This window comes from Cupriavidus sp. 86D6 (assembly GCF_057815095.1).
Genome location: NZ_JBYPSB010000011.1, coordinates 103,149 through 124,484, shown reverse-complemented (window position 1 = coordinate 124,484; position 21,336 = coordinate 103,149). Strand labels below are relative to the sequence as shown.

The 21,336-nt window shown below is 60.8% G+C and carries 24 protein-coding genes; 9 read left to right on the top strand and 15 right to left on the bottom strand.

Features of this window, described 5'->3' with window-relative positions; genetic code table 11:
- Nucleotides 1-43: 43 nt before the first annotated feature.
- The 3 genes from AC3G88_RS21670 (at nt 44) to AC3G88_RS21660 (ending at nt 1,736) form a co-directional block, all read left to right on the top strand.
- On the top strand, nt 44-1,066 hold the full coding sequence (locus AC3G88_RS21670; protein ID WP_066733000.1) for a PRTRC system protein D: 1,023 nt from the start codon (nt 44-46) through the stop codon (nt 1,064-1,066).
- Nucleotides 1,067-1,074: 8 nt separating this feature from the next.
- The gene (locus AC3G88_RS21665) at nt 1,075-1,542 is read left to right on the top strand and encodes a hypothetical protein (RefSeq protein WP_488893919.1); all 468 of its coding nucleotides are present in this window, start codon (nt 1,075-1,077) and stop codon (nt 1,540-1,542) included.
- Nucleotides 1,543-1,604: 62 nt separating this feature from the next.
- Nucleotides 1,605-1,736: a hypothetical protein gene (locus AC3G88_RS21660; protein ID WP_255366004.1), complete on the top strand. Its 132-nt coding sequence runs from the start codon at nt 1,605-1,607 to the stop codon at nt 1,734-1,736.
- A gap of 72 nt (nt 1,737-1,808) precedes the next feature.
- On the opposite strand, the gene AC3G88_RS21655 is transcribed toward AC3G88_RS21660, so the two are convergent.
- From AC3G88_RS21655 to AC3G88_RS21630, 6 genes are all read right to left on the bottom strand, one after another.
- Nucleotides 1,809-2,021: a hypothetical protein gene (locus tag AC3G88_RS21655; RefSeq protein WP_488893918.1), complete on the bottom strand. Its 213-nt coding sequence runs from the start codon at nt 2,019-2,021 to the stop codon at nt 1,809-1,811.
- Between the two features lie 99 nt (nt 2,022-2,120).
- On the bottom strand, nt 2,121-3,191 hold the full coding sequence (locus AC3G88_RS21650) for a DUF7146 domain-containing protein (RefSeq protein ID WP_488893973.1): 1,071 nt from the start codon (nt 3,189-3,191) through the stop codon (nt 2,121-2,123).
- Nucleotides 3,192-3,448: 257 nt separating this feature from the next.
- A complete protein-coding gene (locus AC3G88_RS21645) occupies nt 3,449-3,976 on the bottom strand; it encodes a single-stranded DNA-binding protein (RefSeq protein WP_066733006.1) in 528 nt (175 codons plus the stop codon).
- A 15-nt stretch (nt 3,977-3,991) separates the two neighbouring features.
- Nucleotides 3,992-4,759: a hypothetical protein gene (locus AC3G88_RS21640; protein ID WP_066733008.1), complete on the bottom strand. Its 768-nt coding sequence runs from the start codon at nt 4,757-4,759 to the stop codon at nt 3,992-3,994.
- A 6-nt stretch (nt 4,760-4,765) separates the two neighbouring features.
- A complete protein-coding gene (locus AC3G88_RS21635; protein ID WP_066733121.1) occupies nt 4,766-5,197 on the bottom strand; it encodes a hypothetical protein in 432 nt (143 codons plus the stop codon).
- 99 nt (nt 5,198-5,296) lie between these two features.
- Nucleotides 5,297-5,605: a hypothetical protein gene (locus AC3G88_RS21630; RefSeq protein ID WP_488893917.1), complete on the bottom strand. Its 309-nt coding sequence runs from the start codon at nt 5,603-5,605 to the stop codon at nt 5,297-5,299.
- Nucleotides 5,606-6,290: 685 nt separating this feature from the next.
- Here AC3G88_RS21630 and AC3G88_RS21625 point away from each other — a divergent pair.
- The 6 genes from AC3G88_RS21625 (at nt 6,291) to AC3G88_RS21600 (ending at nt 10,946) form a co-directional block, all read left to right on the top strand.
- Nucleotides 6,291-7,469, top strand: a complete 1,179-nt coding sequence (locus AC3G88_RS21625; protein WP_066733012.1) for a hypothetical protein — start codon at nt 6,291-6,293, stop codon at nt 7,467-7,469.
- Nucleotide 7,470: 1 nt separating this feature from the next.
- On the top strand, nt 7,471-8,649 hold the full coding sequence (locus AC3G88_RS21620) for a FlhC family transcriptional regulator (protein WP_488893916.1): 1,179 nt from the start codon (nt 7,471-7,473) through the stop codon (nt 8,647-8,649).
- 19 nt (nt 8,650-8,668) lie between these two features.
- A complete protein-coding gene (locus tag AC3G88_RS21615; protein ID WP_488893915.1) occupies nt 8,669-9,022 on the top strand; it encodes a PLDc N-terminal domain-containing protein in 354 nt (117 codons plus the stop codon).
- Between the two features lie 106 nt (nt 9,023-9,128).
- Nucleotides 9,129-9,326 carry a YqaE/Pmp3 family membrane protein gene (locus tag AC3G88_RS21610; protein ID WP_488893914.1) on the top strand — a complete coding sequence of 66 codons (198 nt, stop codon included), beginning with the start codon at nt 9,129-9,131 and terminating at the stop codon, nt 9,324-9,326.
- Nucleotides 9,316-10,026 carry a hypothetical protein gene (locus tag AC3G88_RS21605; protein ID WP_488893913.1) on the top strand — a complete coding sequence of 237 codons (711 nt, stop codon included), beginning with the start codon at nt 9,316-9,318 and terminating at the stop codon, nt 10,024-10,026. The genes AC3G88_RS21610 and AC3G88_RS21605 overlap by 11 nt, the downstream gene beginning before the upstream one ends.
- Nucleotides 10,027-10,121: 95 nt before the next feature.
- On the top strand, nt 10,122-10,946 hold the full coding sequence (locus tag AC3G88_RS21600; protein ID WP_488893912.1) for a hypothetical protein: 825 nt from the start codon (nt 10,122-10,124) through the stop codon (nt 10,944-10,946).
- Between the two features lie 63 nt (nt 10,947-11,009).
- Here the strand turns inward: AC3G88_RS21600 and AC3G88_RS21595 are convergent, their stop codons facing one another.
- From AC3G88_RS21595 to AC3G88_RS21555, 9 genes are all read right to left on the bottom strand, one after another.
- The gene (locus AC3G88_RS21595; protein WP_488893911.1) at nt 11,010-12,341 is read right to left on the bottom strand and encodes an adhesin; all 1,332 of its coding nucleotides are present in this window, start codon (nt 12,339-12,341) and stop codon (nt 11,010-11,012) included.
- Between the two features lie 65 nt (nt 12,342-12,406).
- A complete protein-coding gene (locus AC3G88_RS21590) occupies nt 12,407-13,039 on the bottom strand; it encodes a type 4 pilus major pilin (RefSeq protein ID WP_488893910.1) in 633 nt (210 codons plus the stop codon).
- Between the two features lie 16 nt (nt 13,040-13,055).
- A complete protein-coding gene (locus tag AC3G88_RS21585) occupies nt 13,056-14,291 on the bottom strand; it encodes a type II secretion system F family protein (RefSeq protein ID WP_488893909.1) in 1,236 nt (411 codons plus the stop codon).
- On the bottom strand, nt 14,288-16,105 hold the full coding sequence (locus tag AC3G88_RS21580; protein WP_488893908.1) for an ATPase, T2SS/T4P/T4SS family: 1,818 nt from the start codon (nt 16,103-16,105) through the stop codon (nt 14,288-14,290). Before AC3G88_RS21580 ends, AC3G88_RS21585 begins: the two co-directional genes overlap by 4 nt.
- Nucleotides 16,106-16,115: 10 nt before the next feature.
- Nucleotides 16,116-16,751 carry a hypothetical protein gene (locus AC3G88_RS21575; protein WP_488893907.1) on the bottom strand — a complete coding sequence of 212 codons (636 nt, stop codon included), beginning with the start codon at nt 16,749-16,751 and terminating at the stop codon, nt 16,116-16,118.
- Complete coding sequence (locus AC3G88_RS21570; protein WP_488893906.1) at nt 16,751-18,115, bottom strand: ATPase; 1,365 nt, start codon at nt 18,113-18,115, stop codon at nt 16,751-16,753. The genes AC3G88_RS21575 and AC3G88_RS21570 overlap by 1 nt, the downstream gene beginning before the upstream one ends.
- Nucleotides 18,112-18,909, bottom strand: a complete 798-nt coding sequence (locus tag AC3G88_RS21565; protein WP_488893905.1) for a hypothetical protein — start codon at nt 18,907-18,909, stop codon at nt 18,112-18,114. The genes AC3G88_RS21570 and AC3G88_RS21565 overlap by 4 nt, the downstream gene beginning before the upstream one ends.
- A 2-nt stretch (nt 18,910-18,911) precedes the next feature.
- Nucleotides 18,912-20,714 (bottom strand): protein PilN, encoded by a 1,803-nt coding sequence (locus AC3G88_RS21560; protein ID WP_488893904.1) that lies wholly within the window; start codon nt 20,712-20,714, stop codon nt 18,912-18,914.
- An 8-nt stretch (nt 20,715-20,722) separates the two neighbouring features.
- Nucleotides 20,723-21,316 carry a toxin co-regulated pilus biosynthesis Q family protein gene (locus AC3G88_RS21555; protein WP_488893903.1) on the bottom strand — a complete coding sequence of 198 codons (594 nt, stop codon included), beginning with the start codon at nt 21,314-21,316 and terminating at the stop codon, nt 20,723-20,725.
- Nucleotides 21,317-21,336 lie beyond the last annotated feature (20 nt).

The window sequence follows — 21,336 nt, the reverse complement described above, 5'->3', positions numbered from 1 at the left end:
ACATCGACGAGAACGGACCAATCCATCTGAAAGGTAGCTGACAATGAAGCAACAAATCGACCACATCAAGCACCCGACCATCGCAATCGACGTCGGATATGGCAACACCAAGACCGCCTGGGCGATGGGCTCCGAGATCGCGACGAACATGTTCCCGTCGCTTGCACCGCTCGCGGTGAACAGCTCTCTGAACGCATTTGGGGGCGGCGTCTTCAAGGGCCGCAATGTTCTGAGCGTCGAAGTGGATGGTGCGCGCTACGAGGTCGGGCCGGACGTCTCGATCAGCGGTGCGCATCATACGGGCCGCTCGTTATCCGAGGATTTCGCATCCACGCCGGGCTACGCCGCCCTACTTGCCGGCGCACTTCACTATGCCGGCGCAAGGGAGGTCGACCGGCTCGTGCTGGGACTTCCGGTCCATAACACACAGAAGTACGCGTCACACCTGAAGGACCGCTTCGCCGGCACGCACGATTTCGGGTGGGGCGACATCCATGTCGGCAGCGTGCTGCCGTTGCCGCAACCGCTCGGGACGCTCATTCATTACATTCAGCAAAGCGGCAAGCAGTACGATCCCGACAATGCCTACCTGGTCATCGATGTCGGCTATTTCACGACCGACTGGGTGGTGGCCCGGGGCTACACCGTCGACGATACGCGCAGCGGCGGCGTTCCTGGCGGCGCTGCCCGTGTCTATCAGCAGGTCGCGAGCCTGATCTCCGCTGACCGCGGCCAGCCCGATGCCGGCATCGAGCGCATCGACAAGGCGATTCGCGAGGCCAAGCCACTTGTGTATTTTGGGGAGAATCTCGACCTGGCTCCGTACCTGTCTGAAGCGATGGCGCTCACCCAGCAGCCAGTCAAGGAAGTGCAGACCCGCGTGGGCCGTACCGACGACTTGCGCGCCATCATCCTGACTGGCGGCGGTGCCCAACTCTATGCACCGGCGATCCGGGCAGCGTTTCCCCTTAACCCGATCCACATGATGGACTCGCCGTGCTTTGCGAATGTGCGGGGCTTCTACACCATCGGCGCGGCAGCGCGCCAAGCACAGCGCGCCGCGTAAGGGCTTCCATGGAAAAGCTCCAGATGACTGTGACCCTGGTCGAGTCCGACCTGATCACGTACCTGCAGCAGTTTCCGTCCGCTCGCGAACGGTCCTTCGTTCTGCGCATGCTGGCAAGACAAGGATTGCAGGCAATGGGCGTGGCGGTAGCTAACGGCACACCCCGGCTGCCCATACCTGGATTCGGGGTCGCGGGCTCGTCTGCCGTGCTCGAGGGCCAGCTTGCCATCGATGCTCGTTCGTCACCGGGTGACACAGCACCGTTGCAAGTCGCATCGGTGCCGGCATCGGTACCGGCCGCAACACCAGAGCCCGTCATCGCGCCTGTGATCCCGCCAGCCGTCACGGCGACAACGTTGGCAACGGCGAAGCAGGCGGACACTGATGCGCAGACTCGGGCAGATGCCGACACGCCTGCGGACCCGCTGGCCGGGATCGACGTTGCCGCACTCACTCAAGCTCTCGCCCGATACTAGCGCGACTTGACGCGCAACATTGCTGTGGCAATCTATAACAAACCGTTCAGGAGAAAACAGTCATGCGCTTCTTTGAGTTTCTTTCCACCAACCACGATATCAACCGCTTCGTTTTCGCAACCGTGATCTGCTACTGTGTGCTTGAGGCCTGCGTCGCCGTCTACCGCGGTATCAAGGCGCGCCGAACGGCGTAATCGATCGCCGCCACACAAACAAAAAAGCCCAGCGTGATCGCTGGGCTTTGTGTTTAATGAGGTCGGCACGCTTCAGTGAAGCGTGCAAGGAGCAAGACAGAAATCCACGGCGGAATCGAAGGACAGGTTGCTCTCCAGCAGCGTGAAGGTGTCCCTGCCGTCCTTTCGGTAGACGTGAAAAAACTGAGCTTCGGACTTCCATGCCTGGACGTCCCGATTGGCCGTACTACGCATGGCGTGGATGTGAAGCTTGTTGACGATGACAGTAAAGCCTTTCTGTGGCATTGCTTTCTCCAGAGGGGATCTGCCACCATTGATTTCGCCCCCTGTGGGCGAACCCACAGGGCAGAGATTTGAACGAACCGCCGTTACCGGCGGCTGAAATTAGGCGGCGATCGCCTGTTCAGACAATTGCCGCAGTTGATATGCAGTCCGCCACTCGTCACAGAAGTCTGTTCCGCGAACCCTCGGGCGATGCAGTACGACCTTAAAGCCTTCGCTGCGAAGGCGCTTTTGCAACCCAAGCGCATCGGCCATTCCCGGTGACTTTCCAGTCTTCACGTCGATCTCGTCGAAGTCAGCGAAGATGTGAACGGTGTGAACCCCAAGGCCATCTGGGACCACAAACTGACTCAGCAACACACGGTTCAGGCTGTACCAGGTCGGGATGCCAAAAAGCATGTATGCGGCGTACGCCGTTTCAAGCCCTTCCGCAATGCCGAGCTCGCCGTCGCGTGGCGGCATGAGCCGCACTGCTCCGCCGCGAGGCGAAAGCGCAGAAACGTCATTGCGCTTGTTGGGAAGAATCTCGCCATCGGCTGTTACCACAGTCGCCTTTGCGGGCTTGTGTGGGTCCAGCGTCGTGCGATGGACCGTCGCCATACGGCCGTCTGGCAGCGTGAACTGCGCAACGATCGTCGGATACTTTCCGATCAACTGCTTTTCGTGCCAGTACTCCTGCACGGCCAGCCGCAAGGATTGTGGCTTTGGAGCACGCAGCCCTGGGACTCGGGCAGCCAGATACTGCATGGCGTGGTCGCCCGGCGTGAGGCTAGCGGCACCGGTCCACTGCCTCTCGATCCGGCGCATTTTTGCCGCCGAGTCGAGCGGCTTACGGTCCGAAACGGGCCTGTTAGGCAAATCCAATGGCACCGGATTATTGATGCCGTTGAGCCTGCGCTTCATCTCGAAATACGACATGTTGGTATAGCGGCGGACCAACTCGAGGCCGTCGCCACCGCCAGGGCTACCGTTATTGCATTTCCGACACACCCAGTCGCCGCGATCACGGTTACGGGTGTAGGTAAAGCGATCCTTGCCTCCGCATATGGGGCAAGGACAAGGCCGACCGCTCCAGAATGCATCGGTCAGCACGCCGGCAGGCAGGTACTCTGCAACGAAGGCATCCCATTGACGGGATTCCCAACTCGCAACAATCACGCTCAGATCCTTCAATTTCATGGGATGGACTCCAGGGGAGTAGGTTTGTCGATGCCTGAGACAGGCGGAGGAACGCTTGCTCAAAAGACATCCCGGCTCTGCCAGAAGGTCGTTTCAGCATGACGTTTGATCGTGGGAAGGTTGTGTCGCGCCCCGCGGGGCGGGGGGAAGATGTGGCGCTACTGTTGCCGGCGTACCGGCAACAGTAGGGAGTGAACATGATGGATCAGCGGACGCCGCGAGGCGCCCTGCTACTTCAGCGCTTCAGCGAATCAGCGACGGAATGGGATACCGTCTAGCATCGGATTGCTCGCGAAGGGTATGTCGTCTTCGTCCAAGAATCCTGGCTGTGCACCACCGCCGCCGTACCCGCTGGACCTCGATGCTTCATGCGAGGTATCACCACGCGTGCGTGACCGGGATGATGCAGCTTCCTCAGGGCCGCTCTCGGCCGACGATTGACCACCACGTCCGCCAAGCATCTGCATCTGATCGGCAACGATCTCGGTGCTGTACTTGTCCTGGCCGGACTGGTCCTGCCACTTGCGTGTACGGATGCGACCCTCGATGTAGACCGACGATCCTTTCTTCAGATACTGACCCGCGATCTCGGCGAGCTTGCCGAAGAACGAGATGCGATGCCACTCCGTCGCTTCCTTGAACTCGCCGGACTGCTTGTCCTTGTAACGGTCCGTGGTTGCGATGCGAATGTTCGTCACGGCATCCCCGCTCGGCAGATATCGTGTTTCGGGATCGCTCCCGAGATTGCCAACGAGGATGACCTTGTTTACCGACGCCATGTTGATGCTTCCTTGTCAATGAATACGATTGATCGCCCACACCCACCGATCCCACAGCTTCTGCTCGCCCGTCTTTTTGTCGAGGATGGGATTGCCGGTCTGGTGATCGAAGGCGGGAACTTTCTCTTTACGGAGCCGCTTGATGCCTACCCGCTCGCCCACCTTGCAGCTGGCATCTGCCAGGACGTCTTTGAGGCCTTCGCCCTGTAGAGTCTTGATGCCTGCCTCGGTCTGCAACTTCACGGCGAAGGATCGGTAGGTCGGCTTGCCGCCGGGCTTGCGATTCGGGAACTCCATCTCGCCCCATTCCACGAGCGTTCCGACGGTGTAGGCAGCGCCAGACGGCTCTTCTGTCTTAACGGACACCGGGTCACGTGGAGCCGCGGACGGCAATCCAGCCACCCGGCGCTTGTCACCAGGCTCCTGTGTCGTTGCTGAGGACGTGCCAGGACGCTTAGAGCTGCGAACGACGGCTTCGGCGACGGACTGGGGGGTGTCCTTCGGCCCGCGATATGTCTGCACCTTATTCCAACGCGGTACCACTTCGGGGAGAAGCTTGTTGCCAAAGGCCGTGTGTTGGATGGTCCGATCGAACGCTGCGACAAAATGGACGACGTGGTCGCCCTCGTCTCGAAAAAGGTGCGGAATACCGTCAATGTGGATTTGGTATTCGTTGGGTGCGCCTGCACCTACGCTGACCGGTGCATCGTTCGTCGCAGCGCTCGGCGTAACCGACATGAACAGCGATGAAGCTGCGTGTCTGAGCAATTGAATGAAGGTCATATGATCCTATAGGAGTGAGCCGCAGCACTGCCTGCGCACCTCATCGAGGTCAGCTTTTAGGCGGGCATTGTTGAGAACGACGTCCTGCAGCACCTCGGGGCTCACGCCACAGAGTGCACAGACGTACGTATAGGGAAGCGCGCCACCCCAGTAACCGAAGATCCAGCCGAGCGTCATGGAGTACTCCTCCAAGTCGAGCGACGATTTGTTTCGGATGCGGTCACGGAGCAGATCAGCACAGTCGATTAACGACTCTGGCATGTTGTCGCCGCGGCGGCTATCGCAAGCCAGGCTAATGAGTGCATCGACCATCTTCTCCCGGACCGAATCGCTCCATAGCGAGGGGTCCGGCAGGGGGTCGACTTTCGGAGGGGGCACAACGATTGCAGCGGCTTCACCGAAGAAGTCGAGCTGCCATCCAGCGGCCAAAGCGTCCATCATGGTCTCCGAACGGGCGTCCGAAGACCCACCTGCCGGCGGGTATCGGATACCCGCGACAGGTGGAAGAGGCCGCCCTAAACAGCGGGCGGCTAGTGATTAGGAACGATCATGCGTTCCGGTACGACGGATTGGCGTCACCACGGCCGAGCGTGCGTACTGCTTCTCAGGCGGCGTCGTCGGCTCCACAGCTGCCGGCTTGGAGTCGGCAGCATTCTCAGGCGTCGCATCTTTCGGCGCTGCCGGTACGACCTTTTTCCCCTGCGTGGCCTTCTCCTTCAGGTAGAAGAACACAACAGCGGAAAAGAACATCGCAACGATGAACGACTGCGAAGCTACAAACAGGGCCAGGGACCATGCGAGAAGCTGAAGCGGACGCTTGATGAGATTTTTGGCAAAGGATTCCATGGTTTCTATCGAGAAACGTTTAAAGGGATTTCCTGGCTGAAGCCAGGCGATTTTTCGATGCTCGGACGAGCAAGGAATCCATAGACGCGCGCACGACCACAACGCGCTTAAGACATGCGACGCATGTCGTAAAGGCGCTATCGGTGTACGGGAAAAATAGGGAAATGGGCGGTGCGCTGATGCTTGCGCTATGTCGAGGCCAGTTGGCCACCGCGATATCGATGCGTCGAGGGACGCTGAAGGTAGTGTTGACTCTACACGCGATTTCGTTGCCTGACAAGGTTGGGCCCGTTCGTGGGCATCGCCTGCGAATCAGTGGTCTGTAGACCGAGCTTTCGTCGTTTTTGAAGGGAACATGTTCCTTCGCCGCGCTCTTACGCCAGGGTCCATAGGGGCGAAACCTGTATAGACAGGGCGTCCCTACTGAAGGGGCACTAGCCTTTAATTGCTTAAACCCGAGTCGATAAAAGAGGCACTGAAGCACCGCTGATTTGGGCTTGGGCGTTGAAAGCTATGTGGTTTTGCCGAGCTTTCGACCCTCACAAGCGCTCGACAACGGCATAAGCTTCTGTCCGGTCGCTGCATCTGTTTTTCGTCTCACTTGACATCGCTTTTCGAGTGGTAGGTTGAAGGAGGTGCGGCACATACGGGTCCGCATCACTCTCCTTTTCATGACGGAACAAAGATGGAAAACAAAGGGAACGAAGATAAAGACGGCCAGCCGCGATTTGATATCGTCAATCCGAGCGCCTCGCATTCCTTGCGCGAGCTCGCCATGGGCCAATTGGGACAATACGTCGACAGCGCCGCTATCGGCCGCATCGTCCAGGCCGCGCAAGAGATTGAAATCTCTCGGCGTCGGATCCTTAGCGAACACGCCTCGATCGGCTCGCGCATGTTCCAGATCTATCACGCGATCCTCACCTCGGTTCAGAAGCGCTTTGGTGAGGGAGAGCGTTCGCAGAGCGAGGCGGATGCCTTGCTGTATGCCTTCGCTGCGAAAGCGCTAAGGATTTCGCGAGGCTCGGCTATCAAGTACCTCCAAGCCTTCCATCACTTCTCCGACAATGCCGACGCCATCACTTTCCTGAATCTCGGCGAACTGACCATTCTGAAACGCGCAGACATCACTGATGAAGAAATCCAGCGCTTCATCGATGCGCGCAAATCAAACGAGACCTATTCGCGCAAAGACATCATTCCCTACATCGAGTGGTCGCGGAAGACTCACCAGGAACTGAACAGCGTCATGGCCACGCTGCAAGCAGCGGAAGACCAGCTGAACGAGAGCCTCGAGCGCCAAAGGGACCTCGAAGCCCAGATGCGTGTCATGCGTGAGCAGGCGAACACCTCGGAAGCGCAAAAGCTGGCGCAGAAGGAGCAACTCGATCGTTCCACGGCCGCTCTCAGCTCTCAAGCGAATGCCGTGGAGTCTCTGCAGGTCCTGGTGTCGCGCCTGACAGCGGAGAAGACCGCGCTGCAGAAAACCTTGACCGAGTCGAAGATTCGCGAAGTCGTCCGCGAGGTGCAGGTCGAAGTCGTGCCGCCGGAATACAAGAGCGTTGCGGACGCTGTCATCGAGGCCAATAAGCAACTGGACGAGGCAAAGGCGCAGTTGCGCGAAGCACAGCAACACCTCGGTGACTTGAACGTACAGATTCAGGCCAAGGAAACCCAGGTGGCGGACTCCCGCAGCACGGCGCTACGCATCGATGGGCTCTGCGCGGATCTCGATGAAGCCCTCAGCAAGTTCCGTGCAACGATCCAATCGATCAAGAAGAAGGAGCACGGTCCCGCCTTGATTTCACTGCGTCGTCGGATCGAATCCTTCCATAACGAACTCAACGGCCTGACCGGAGCCTGACATGCAAGCGAACTCTCCCCGCCCCATCTTCGAACGCTTCATTGTCCCGAGCTGGGTCCAGGACCGCGCCCTGTCGGCCAATCTGCGCATTAGCAACTATGTGGTGAATGCCATGGCGGTACGTCCAGACCTCGAACGGGTTTTCCGGGTGAGCCACAGTGACCTCTTTGCCCTGCGCAGCGACCAGACTCATGCTAATAAGGTCTTCTGCACACCTTTCCTTGCGTTCGCGCCGGCACTTTCCTCGGTGGCGGATTGGCGCTCGTTCATCGAAGGCGGGATGCCGACAATGACGATGCAACGATTGAAAGACTCGCTGCCGAACGATCTGTCCATCGTCGAGCGCCTTGCCCTCGAGAGCACCAATCGGTCCTATGTCACCGCGCTCTATGACTTGCTCAACATGTCGGTACTCGCGGCGCCGCTGGTGGGCATTTCCAACGAGCTCGCGGCGTATCTGCGCTCAATCCCGCAACACGAGATGGACGTCGCCATCTCCGAGCGCATGGTGCCGCTGTTCCACTGGCGATTTGCCGACGAGGTCTTTTGGCTCGAGACTCACGCCGGGAGGCTGACACGGGAGCTGATCGCTCATTTCTTGATGCAGGCGTCTCCGCTGCACACGGACAGGCTCCCACACTCGGAGCCTTGGGGGAACTTCCGCCTGGAGAACTTCGTACGCGAGGCGCTCCTCGAGGCGTTCCTGTATTTCGGTTGCCGTGCCAAGAGCGTGTCGTCTCTGTTTAACATCAGCATCGATGTTGTCCGCGAGGCGTACCGCAGGATCCACGACAAAGCGTCGCCTTCCGGGCAGCCGCCATCATCATTGACATGGTTCATCGAGACAGCGCCCCGCCGCGTCCAATCGACCTTCCAAATATGGCTCTTTCGCTCTGCCATTGCCAGCGAAGTTTCGACCCCGGAGAGCTTTGTCGCAACCATGGACATCAACAAAGCGTTCTTTGCAGACGATTGCAAAGTGCCTCCCGAGCGCTCTATGCACTTGGCGCGTTCCATGGCAATGAATGAGGAGTTGGCGGTTTGGCCGTGCCGGAAATGCGGGACACCATATCTGGCGTCCAACTCGTCGGCGAAGATTGAACTCTCCCACTCCTTTACGTGCCCTTGCTGCAACGGGACGCTGACGGCCACGCGCGGCGGGAACCGTCGCCGCAAGTAACGAAACCGCGCTCGACCGTGTGCCAAACTGGAGTAGAACCTTGAACGGCTATTTTGCAATTATTATCGTAACCCTGATTCCTACCTACGTGGCCTTCCGCTGGGCTCAGAGGGATGACCGCTCGAAGTTCGGTTGGAGTCTTGGATGCTTCGTCTTCTCTTACTTCGGACTGCTCGCCTACGCGCTCACCCGTCCAGGTCCACCCACGGTCGAACAGTACGCCAAGGCCAATCCCGGAAACGCAGCCGGGGGCATGTCTTGCAATCGCTGCGGGTCGCGGAGCATTCGACTGTGGCGTGAGCAGGCGTTCATCAAGGTGCGGCAACACCACATCTGCAATCATTGTGGGTCCACACTTTACCGCTCACGGTGATGACACCCCTCCAATCGGGGGTTCAGGACGGCAACGAAGGGACCGATACCACTTCGGTCCGCCTTCTTGTATCCTTGCGGACTTTGTCGGATTTGACACATTTACTATGCGTTTGCTCCTCGCCATCCTCCTGCCCTGGTTCCAGTTCTTCACAATTGGACGCCCTTTCGCAGGGATTATCTGCCTGGTCCTGCAGATCACGATCATCGGTTGGATTCCGGCCGCGATCTGGTCGACCTACGCGCTGAGCCAGTACAAGACCGACAAGAAAATTCAGGCCGCTTTGAACAATCGTGGCCGCTAGAGAGCCCGGCCTTACCGCCGGCCGCTCCACCGTCTGGACGATTACCCTCCCAATAATGAAAGTAAAGCTCGCATTGACACTTGCGTCGACCGCCGCACTATTCACGCTCGCCGCGTGCGGCAGCAAACAGGACGCGAACAAGGGCAACTTCAAGTCGGCGATACAAGACTATTACGACAAGACTCTAGGTGTCTGCCTCCTGGCGCCCGCTAAGGCGTTCCCGTACAAGATCGAGAAGAAAGATGGACTCCGTTTCCTCAGGAGCCCGGTACAGGCGGAAGCACTAGCGAAAGCCGGCCTATTGGCTCAAGCGGACACCGAGATGCCGAATCTGAATCCTTGGAACAAGACGCCTATACCTGCAACGGAGTACTCGCTCACGGAGTTGGGAAAAAAGTACCTAGTAAAAGGCGCTGGGGGAAACATTGAGAACTGGGACGGCTTCTGCATCGGCAAGGTCAAAGTGGTCGAGGTCGAGAATTTCACTCAACCGGCCGACATGCTTGGCTCCAAAGTCTCCCAGGTGAACTACACCTACGAGATTCCTGATGCACCGGATTTCGCCAAGCTCCCGGAGATGCGCGCCGCATATCCGGAACTCAAAGGCACGAGCGAAAAAGTCGGCGCGAGAGCTGTTCTAGTCGCCACTAGTGACGGGTGGATGCACGAACGTCTCTTCAAGAGGGGTATCGGCAACTGACCGACTGGGCTTGACTTGCGGATCACGCCCGTACGATGGAATCAAGCGGTTCAAATCGAATCGCGGTCCATCCTGAACAATAGAGGAAGAAGAAAATGCAAAAGACCAAGTTCGCACTCTCCATCGTTTCTGCTGCAGCACTCCTGACCCTGGCCGCTTGCGGTGGCGGTGGTGGTGACAGTGCACCGCCCGCGCAGCAGCCGGCAACGCCGACCCCGCCGCCCCCGCCCGCCGTCACGGTACAAGGCACCGCACCTGCGATTTCCGCAGACCCCCTTGCAGTCATCCTCGTGCCGCAGGGCTCGTCGACAACGAAGACTGTTGCCGGCACCATCTCTTCGGCCACCTTCGCGGCTCAGTTCCAGAAGTCCACGCCCGAAGGCGCGTACACACAGTTCGGCGTTGACGCAAACAGCTTGGTGACGCTCAATTCCGGAAAGGTTGTTGATGTAGCGGGCAACGGTGACTTCGCCATTGGCCGATGGACAGACGGTGGCAGCTCTGTTGGTACCATCAGCGTGAACCAGGGCACCCCGTATGTCGTTGGCAAACCGCTGAAGGTGCAACAGGTCCTCGGCATGGGGCAGACCCGCAGCTGTTCGCTGCTCGCCGCAACGAATCCTACGGCAGTATCTGGGAACTTCGCGCCCGGCAAAGTGAATGCCGCAACCGCTGTCATCGATCTGAACGGACCGACTTTGCAGTCGTTCAATATCGATCTCAACATCGGGTCGGACACCCACGCCACCGCGACCGTTACGGGGACTATCTTGAACGGCGTCTTCATCGCACAGAACGTGCTGCAACAAGTGCAGACGCTCGGCACCGATCAATCCAAGCCACTGTTGGCGTTCGGCTACGCGATTCAGACGCCTTCGAGCGGCGATGTAACTGGTGTGGCCGTGCTTCAGTGCCAGTAAGCGGCGATCTAAAAGGAAAGCCGGCATAAGCCGGCTTTTTTTACTTCTGTCAGCGATGTAGAGTCAACCTCCGCTACCGCCGCCGCCACTCGCGATGTTGTACAAAGGGACCATCGCTGTGCCGGGCGGACACGCATAGCCGTCAGATTGTCTGTATCCCATATTCCCGTACATATCGCTATACGGGACTGAGCCCGCCCGGTTGTCGGTGGAAACTGCACCGGAGCCTTGATAGACGCCAGGTGAGCCCGCTAAGGTGAAACACGCCATCGGAAACCGGTCCATACCTCCCTGTCCTCCATACGTCCACGTAATTGAATGCACGCCTGAGGAAGAACTACTAGCCATTCGCCACACACCAGATTGGCATGACAAAATTTTGCCGGCCGAATCGCTGCGAATCGCCCCTTGTGGATCGCCACACCCTTGTCCCTCGGAAACTTGTTGCCACTGTCCCGTCGACGGAACGAGGGCTCCGGCGGCATATAGGTATCCATTCGAAACGACCGACCCGGCGCTATTGATGTTGCCATTCGACGTAACTTGGCTACCTACAACAGTGCCTGCAGCCGCGACGTTGCCATTTGACTGCAAGTAATTCCCGTAGAGTCCATTCGCGTTAACGTTGCCGCCAGCGGACATACTGCCGGACGCAGACACATTGCCGGCTGCCGATACCGACCCATTCGACTGGAAATTCCCCACTCGATTCATCGCCTGGTTGTTCGCATCCATCGGCCCGGTCAGGTTGAGCGAGCCGTCACGCTTGTAGAACTGGTTCATCGACTGCGCCAGCAGTGAGCTCGATCCGGTCCGCATGGCCAGCACGCCGGAGGGCTTTGCGGCGACTGGGTTCGCGGTAGACCAGCTCGCAGACATTCCCGTGATGGTCGCAGGTGTCTCCGCGTACGACACGCCGGCATCCTGCCCGGCCTTCGCCACAGCAAGACCTAGCAGGTCGGTCCGGACGCGGCCAACAGCGTCCCGGTATCCCGTCGTCGAGTACACCAGGCCGGGGATCGAACATGCTGTGATGTCCGCCCCGCAGTTTGTCGGCGTCAGGTCCACTCGGAACGACAGCCCCAACGGGCTGATGTCGGTGTATCCGATCGGCAACAGGCCGAAATTGATCAGATCCTGCACCGTCGGATGCAGCGGATTTGGCACCCCGATGGTCTTGCCGCCCACCGTGAGGTTCGTTGGACCGGTCGGGCTTTTCGCGAGGTCCGTGAACGCCTCGAACGTGTAGGTATTCACGGCCGACGCGATGTTCGCCATATAGTTGCCCGTGCCGACCGACTGAACCTCCTCGATCTCGGCGTACGTCCACGGCACCGATGCCATGAGAGCAACGCTGCTCAGCGCTAGCCCCATGGCGTAGTTCGACATCAACATATTCCACTCTCCTATGCCAAAGCCCGGCCAAAGGCCGGGCTGTCTATGCGCACGTCAGGCCGCGATCAGGACATGTAAAGGTCGATCGTGTTGCTGTCGCTGGAGCACTTCACCTGGGTCATGTTCACACTGCCGCCCACGTCCTTGACGGTAGTGCCATTGACAACGATCTTGCCCGCACTGCTCTGGAAGGCCGATGCGATCTGCGTGCAGGCGGCGTCGGGCTGATTCGGGATGGTGTACTGCACGGAATCGTTTGCCGTCAGCAGTTTCCCCGGCACAATCGTCAGCGTGCCGCCGCCCGGCTGCACCGTGACCGTTCCGCTGTCCACGGTCATGGTGGTCAGGTCCTTGAATGTGCCGTTGTCAACGACCGCAGCCACCGTGACCGTGCCGTAACGGCCACGATAGTTCGTCTTGACCTTGCCCATCACCTTGTTCAGCTCAGTCGTGAACTGCTGGGCCTGCGAATCTGTCGAGTTGCCAGAGAAGAGCACCAGGATTGCAACGAGCGAGAAGGCCACCAGCAGCAGGTAGAAGCCATATTCGTCCAGGATGCCGCCATGCTGCCCGCGAAGGCGCGGGTTGCTACGGATTCGCTTCCATTGTTCGGCCCGGTTCAGTCGATTCAACGGTACCGCATTGTCGCCAGCCGCCGTTTCGCGACCCGCCGTGGTGGTGTGCAGGTTGTTTTCCATTGTTCAGCCTTGTTCGTCAGTTGGATGGGAGGGTGGAAGGATTGATGCTCTTCTGATGCGTCTTCATGCCGTGCACCTGCATGCTTTGCTTCAGCTCACGCGCCATGAACGCGGGCATGAAGGCCAGCGCCGTAATCAGGAGGATCAGCAGGATGGAGGATCGCCGGTTGAACCGCGAAGCCCGTTGCTCGAGCTCGCGCGGCGCAGTCTTCAGCAGCGTCACCGATACCGTATTCAGCATCTTGGACAGGTCGTCCTCATACTCCGCGATATCCTGAATGCGGTACGTGGTGTCGCGGTCGAAGAGGCCGGTATCGAACATCTTGCCGCCGGCGTTGGGCGACTCTTCAAGCGTCGCTTCGATACGCCGGATGTGCTGCGCAAGGTAGGGGTAGGCGTTGGCGCGCATCATCTCCAGCGCGTTGGTCAGGTTGTTCATGTCGCCGCCGAACCGCTGCGTCACGGCAGACATGGCGCCCAGGAACTGCGCACCCTGAAACCGGCGAAAGAAGTCGAAGATGATGACGTGCTTGTCCAACCACGCGCGATACGGGCCGGTGTAGTTGCGAAGCGCTCGCAGTACCCACCAGATGAGCCCCACCTCGCCAATGAGCACAAGCCAGCCCCACTCGCGCAGGAATGTCGTGCCCAGATGGAATGCCCGGGCAATCGGCCCGTAGCCATCGACCGGCAGGAGGTTCGCAAAGCTGCGATCCAGCATCGGGGCCACGATGAAAGCCATGACGCCGAGGTACACGTGCAGGATGATGAGCGTGATGCCCATGCTCGCGAGCAGCAACAGAATGTTGGACTTCGCCGCGCTAATGGCCCGGAGGTTGTCCGCCAGCCGGAACAGGCCGTCCTTTACGTCACCGCCCTGCTCCGCCACCGCCAGGATGGCCAGATCTTCGTCAGGCACCGTGCCCCGGAAGATCTCCGCCAGCCGTGATTCCTGCGTCTGCCCATCTAGACCTTCATAGCGGGCCAGCCATAGGGACGCCAGCAGGCCCAGCGGCTCACCGGCGCGGCGGGCCGCGTCCTTGGCAAAATGGTTCGAGATGGGCTCGCCCGGCATCTTCTCGATGCGCATGGCGAGGTCGTAGTAGTAGTCCGCACGCTTTGGCGAGAACTCCAGCTTTGCGAACCACAGTTTGTCCGGGAACCGCCCCGTCGCGCCGCCAATGCTCTCGGCGGCCGCGGCGTACTTCTTGCGCTTGAGCGCGGCCAGCGCGTCCTTCATTCGTTGCATCATGCTCGGGCTCCCGTCAGTCGCTTCACCTTGGCTTCATATGCATCCAGAGACAAAATGCGCTCGGCCTGGCGCGGATCGACCGTGCCAGCGAACACGTGATACATCGCCACTTCGAACACCGACTTGCCCGTGCTGTCGGGGATATCGAAGCCCGTCGTGCGCTTCTCTCGCTGGTGTGCTTGCAGCTCGATGGCACGAGCATCGCGGATATACATCAGGTCCAGTTCGTCGGGCTCGAACATTTCGGCCGCCATCACCCGGCCACGAATACCGTTGAGGTCGGGAAGATTCGCGCGCCGGCACTTATCGCAGCCCGCCTCACGGCGAACACGAATGCCCTCGACGTCGAACTGGAACATACGCTCGATCTGCTTTAGCTTCGCGACACCTAGAATGTCTTTGGCTTCCTCGCCGTGATGGCCGCATTCGCACGTCTTGGCGAGCAGCGCCTGATACACGTAGAGGTTCACGAAGCCGGGAGTTGCCAGCACACTGCGCGGAATCTGCAGTTCGCTGTCAGCCAGGCGGTCGGTAGCAGCTGTGGCCGAAGGCGCGTGCAGCGTCGTCATCGCGCGAAGGCCGGCGCCGGCAACGTCGCGGAACAGCCCGGCCGACTCGAAATCCCGTACCTCGCCGATCATCACGAAGTGGGGATTCATCCGCTTCAACTGCCGCTTGGCCACGATGAACGGATCCTCTTCGCGGTTCGAACCATCCAGTTGCCGCGCCACGGAGAAATGGTGCGTACCGTGGGCCATCAGTTCGACCGGGTCTTCGATCGACATCTTGTTCATCCAGGACGGCAGTCGCTGCATGACGGCGTGCGCCGTCGTCGTCTTCCCGGAGCCGACCGTGCCCACCAGCACGACCCCGCCGCCCATCTGCATCGTGCAGCGGTCGATGACATCCGCCTGTTGCTGGAAGAAGTGCAGGTCCTTGACGAAATCGACCTGAGTGGTCGTCGCGTTATCGGGATTCATCCGCATGACGGTCACGTGGCCGTCGGCACTCTGCATTGAGGCCCACCGGAATACCATCGGCACGCCGTCAACCACAGTCCGGATGCTCGTCTGCTGGGGCTGCACCCGGCTGAACACGCCATGGGAGCCGCCCTTCCCTTTTTGGAAGACGTGAGACAGCATGTCCAGCAGGTCAGTCGTGCGCAGACGGAACTCGGGGGGCAGGACCAGATGGCCATCGATGGCGAAACGGATCTGCGACAGCTCGCTGTTGTCCTTCACCTCGAAGTGGAGGTCGGATGCCTGTTCGCGCTTTGCGAACTGCGCTGCCGCCAGGAACGTCTGCCACAGGCCGCTCGCATTCCGAAGGCCCGTGGTCTGGATGCCATCCTGCCGCGCACTGCCTTCGACACCGCGCGACAACGCCGTCATCACCTGGGGCGTGGCCGTGTAGAACAGTGGGTCGGCCGCGTCCCAGCGGAGCTTCGCCTGGCGCAGGATCTCGTCCGTATAGTCCGAGTACCGCATATCGGCCAACAGGATGAACGCGAACTTGCCGCGCTGGCCGTCCGCCGCCGCCTCGATCAGGACCGGGCAAATCTGGTGCCGCAGCGACTGCGCCAACGATAGGTCGTCGTACAGCACCCGCGAGAACGGTGGCAGGTCATCGGTGGTTCGCACCTCCGTACAACCGACCTCGCTCATCTCAGGCGTTGAAAGGGAGGGTTCGGCGTGAATGGGCACCGCCGCTACAGGCGCCGCGCCCGGGCGAGCCGAACCGCCGCCGGATATGACCATGATGCCGCCTGAGGCCTCGGGCACCAGCCCTTTTCTGGAGCGTTCAAAGAGTCGCACGACTAACTCCTTAGCCCTGCGCCACTGCGGCAGGCGCGGCCGGCAATGCTGGTACTGCCGGCACCGGCGGCATCACCGGGGCCACGCCGTTGCTACCAGCACCTGAAAACGGCGCCGGCATCACCGGAGGCTGCGACGGCATCGCGGCGGGGATGCCGGCAGCGTGCGGGGGCAGCGGATTGCCGGCATTCATCATCGGCGTGCGCTGTACGGGCGGCTCCTCGACCAGAACTGCGTCATCGTCGGCACGCGCAGCGTTCAGGGTCTGTTTTCCCTTGGAGAGCTTCGTGCCCGACTCGGAGATCGACACCACGTTGTAGCCGCGCACGCTGCTGCCGACCTTTGCCGCATAGACCTGCTCGCCCCACTTCACATAGCTGCGCAGCGTGACCGGTAGCCCGACCTTGCTGCCGTCCACGCCAAAGATTGCCACGGTCCTCGGGGTGCCGCGGGCTTCACGCTGCTCGGCGGTAGGCGCCGGCGTGGTGACCACTGGCGCCGGATTCGTCTTGGCGAGCTCCTGGTCAGCTTTCTGCACGGCGATCTGCGCGTCCTTTTCCAGAAGCACCCGCGTCACAGTCTTGTCGCCTTCCGCATGGGCCAGCGAGGCGGCAACTGCAAGAAAAGTCATGGCGATGCGTTTCATTAGCTTTTTCCTCCATCGCGGGCGTACGCATCGCCCTTCACATTGAGTTCAAACTTCGATTTCTGGATGTCGGAGTCCGCGTCCAGGTTGATCGTCAGGGCGATCTCGTTGACCGAGACGTTCGGCGGGAAGGTGCCGATCTCCGCCGCATTGCGCAGCGGCCCCTCCATTTCCCACTTGGCGCCCTTGTAGACATACGGGACCGAGGCAATGCCCTCCCCGGGGATCGTGCCGAACAGTCCGATGTCCTGCAGCACCGCCTTGGATGCGGCAGGACGCAACAACTGGAGGGTCGATCCGAAGTCCGTGCGCAACGCCATCGACGACGGTAGCGTTTCGAGCAGCTTGCCCAGCGGCGCGTCCGGGCCGAATGGCACCATCGCCTGCACCGTGACTTCCTTGTCTTCCTTGGAGAAGGCGGGCGCGCTGAAGGCGTCCGGCAGCGCAGCCAGGAACGTCGCGTTCGTGACACCTCTTGGCGCGCCCTTCGCGCCGCCGAGTCCGTAGGTGAGCGAGCAAGATGCTTGCGGCGCCACGACAACTCCGCAATTGATCTTCGTGAGCTTCCACCCGCCGACAAACAACGGATCGACGTCGACGAACCACTTTGCAAAGCGCGGCACGGCTACTGCGGCGACCGCCGATGGCGCGCGCCCGCGAGCGAGGATGTCCTCGGCATAGCGCTGCGCCGGACTCTTCTGCGGAGGCGGCGGATGCTTGCGTGCCTCATAGGCCCGGTACTGCGCCATGCCGTACTTGTAGCTAACGGCGCCGACAACGATCAGCGCGGCGAGCGCCAGCAAACGCTTCTTCGTGGCGGCCGAACTCGGTTTGCGCAGCGCCGCGTGCTGGTCGGCTGCGTCGGCGAGCTGCTCAAGCGTCAGTTCCGAGAACGTGAGCGCCGACACATTGCCGAGCAACTGGGCCAGTTCGGGAAGGTTGCCGGCCAGCCGGAAGGTTCCCCCTGCGACCCGCGCGAACTCGACCGCAAGCTCCGACAGGGCTTGCTCGTCCTGAATGACGCGGTCGAACCCGACACGTGGCCTGCCCTTGAGGATGCCGCAGACCAGGTACCCGACCTGCTTCCCGGCGTGTTCGAGCCTGAACGCGAAGAACACGTTCGGCATCAGCCCCGGAATGCGGGCCACGGCGACAGCCGCCGAATAGAGCTTGTCCTTGACCTTTGTCTGCGCGTCTTCCGGTGCGAGATAGCCCATGTGCAGGGCCGCCCCGTCATGCCAGATGCGCGCGGCCTTCACTTCCTTCGCGACTTTCGCGGCGAGGTCAGGCGCCGGCGCGTTCCCGGTGAGGGTGCGCCATTGCATCCCGAAGGCGATCGCCTTGCCGTGGATCTCGAGGATCATCGGGCAACTCCTGCTACGCTGTCGGCACCGGATTTCGACAGGCGCGCGCGCAAGAAGGAGCGGAACTCAGCCCTCTCGGCAGCCGGCACGCGCTCATTCCCCTCGAGCCGATAGAGGTCGGGCCGCTCAGTGGTGGGCAGATTCAGCCGCCGGCGCAGGGAGTGCTCCAAGTCGGCGCGAAACTGATTGCAGAAGCCAATCGCATTCGGCATGAACATGCCATAGAGCACGGCGCCCCAAGCGAGCATCATCGCAAGGCCTTTGGCCATGCCGTACGCGAATGACTCGGGGGACGTCTGAGCGAGCGCCCACACCTTACGCACCACGGCCAGCGCTGTGGTCGTGTCGAGAAGAAGCCCACCAACCACGATCCAGAAAGCTAGGAACGGAATGGCACGCGTCATCGAACGCACGAAATTGAAGCCCATCTCGCAAAGGTTGGCGATCTGGCGCAGATAGTTTGCGGCCGAGAAGGCTGCGTGATGGCGCAACGAGGCGTATTCGACGTCTGAGATCACCCCGAGATCCATGCCGTGAACCTGAACCGTCCAGGTCCGGTCGGTCTTGGCCAGCATCCGTTGTTCCAGGGACAGGCCATAGATCGACAGGTATCCTTGTGCAACGATTGTGAGGATGGTGCACACCACAGCGGCGTAGACCGCATTGCCCGTGACCTGCCCGCGGATCTGCACGAGCACCATGGAGAGGCCCGGTAGACATGTCAGGATCGCGACAGCCGGGTAGCGGCGATACAACGCCAGCGCGTCAGAAAGAAGCGTTCGGATAGCGCGCATGATTACTTGCCCTCCCCGTGGTCCTGCACCATGACTGTGGCCAGCAGCAGCGTGAACGTGCGGGTCTTCGATACGGTTTGCGAACCGCCGAGAATCATCGGCAACGACTCACCCAGCGTTCGGCGCGTGTTGGCGGTATCGTCCTGGTCGAGCGCAGCCATCAGGACGGTCTGGCCGTTCCGGACGATGATGTCTTGCTTGGGAATGCCCTTGCCAATGATGTTGATCTGCTGCACCGACTGCTGGTTGTCGCCGGAGCCGGAGGTGAACTTCACCAACGGGCCATCCTGTTGCGACTGATCCAGAGCGATCGTCAGGTTCACGTCATCGCGCGAGGTCGCATCGGCGTAGGCGGCAAGCTTGAAGCCCACCGTGGCGGTGGACGTAGTGATGCCTGGCACGCCACCAGTCCCGCCCACCGTCGAGGCGGCAGGTGTCGTGTTGGAGACGTACGAGAAAGTCCGGCGGTTGTTGTATTGGAAGCCGTGGCGGTTGCGCATCGACACTGGAATGGTCAGACCCGATGTGACAGTCCCGTATTGCTTCAGCGCATTCACGATTGCCTGTGTGCCATTGAACCCGCCGGATGTGATGTTCAGGCCCACACTGCCTGCCGCCGACGACACCAACGTCGCCGGTGACAACGCGTTGACGGTAAAGCCCGGGATATTCTGCAAGGCCTTAGTGAGCACAACATTCCAGTCGATACCTGCCTCTCCCGAGTCCGAAACTGTCAGGTCGATCATCTGGAACTTGAGCGTCACCATCCGCGAGTAGATGGCGATTTGCTTGCGGATGATCTCGTCGGCCGCATCCACCGCTTCCTTGGTATCTCGCAACGTCAGCACACCCGTCGCAGGATTCAGTTCGGCACTGCCAACCATCGTCATCGCCGGCAGGATGCTTTTCTGCACGCCGTCAAGGTCGTTCTGCTCCTTGATCTCCGCCTTGGCAGCGGCGTCAATCTGCGTCGACTGACCAGTACCGCCACTGCCGCCAGCCGACGAGTTGCCCTGTGCGGATTGCTTGAACTCTGTTGTGAACGAGTTCGTGCCGCCCGCCATCGGGATTTGCCAGGTCTTCGTGACGAGCCGGTAGAAACGGACCAGCCCCTTCTCGGCGTTGTACTCCCAGTTGATACCCAGCCGCGTGGCAATCAGGTCGAGCATGTTCGCCAGCGGCATCTTTTCGCTGTTCTTGAACTCGACATTCAGTGGGGTCTCAAGCAGCGCCGTGGCCTGCGTCATGCCAACGCCGCCGGCCGCCGTCAGAGCAGATGGCAGCGGCGAGTTGAGCGCCGGTGCCGGGCCCAGGCCCTGCGACAGCGGATTCACCGCCCCGCCCTGCCCTTGCTGCGCCGTGCGCAGCTGCTGCTGGGCTTGCGCGGCGAACGTCCGGGGGAGCAGCAGGTTCGGCGGCAGGTAGACGTCGGATTCGATCTTGACCGGGATGCCGGTCGCCATCTGTACGCGCTGCGCCGCAACCGCCAGCGACATCGAGCGTTCGGGGAATACAACCAAGGTATCCACGTCCTTGCGAAGCGCGATAGGCAACGTCACATTGCGGGCCACCGGCACACGCTTGCCGGCCAGGAACGGTCGATTGACCTCCTGCTCCGCTTCCACGGCGGCACGGTCCCGGCGGATACGGGCGTACAGGTCTTCTGTAGACTGCGTGATCTGCATCGTGGTGTGGTCAGTGGTCTGACGGACGTCCTTGATCAGAGACGGTGAAACGCAGCCGGACAGCGTCGAGCACACCAGGGCAGCGCTCGTTACCGGGCGAATAATGCGATTCAGCTTCATGGGTACGCTCACTTCGTTGGGTCGCACTTCGTGGTGAGCTTCACCACACGGACGAGGTTGTTGGAGTAGAAGCACGGCTTCAGGCTGTAGTCGGTCATTTCCGTCGCCGAGAGCACCCGGCGAACCGCCGTCTTGAAGTCGGCGGTGAAGGCGTCAGCACCTTCGATCTGCACGTCCTGATCCGGCTCCCAGGGCGCGGTGGCCCAGCCCGCATCGCGGGCCCACTTCTCGATGAGCAGGCGATAGTTGCCATCGGCCGGCGAGACAGACCAGTCGTGCTGGCCGTTCGTCGTGGCTGGCGCCACCACAGGCGCCGGGACCGCAGGCACTGCAGCGACCGGCGATGCAACCGCTGCGGTCGCCGTGGCTGCCGATGTCGGCGCCAGCGCCGCAACGGTCGACGGATCGACCTTCGGCGCCTTGCGATCGGATAGCAGCTGCCAACCGCCGCCAGCCAAAGGCTTGCTCGGCTCGAAGTTGCCCGAGGCGTCGGCACCGAACGGTGAGGACGCAGGTACTGCCGCGTGCGCACAGGCAGCAACGGCTGCGGCGCCGGCAAGAAGAACCCGGCACATCCGGGACAACGATCGAGACTGGTGCATGGCTGTATTCCGTTTCAATT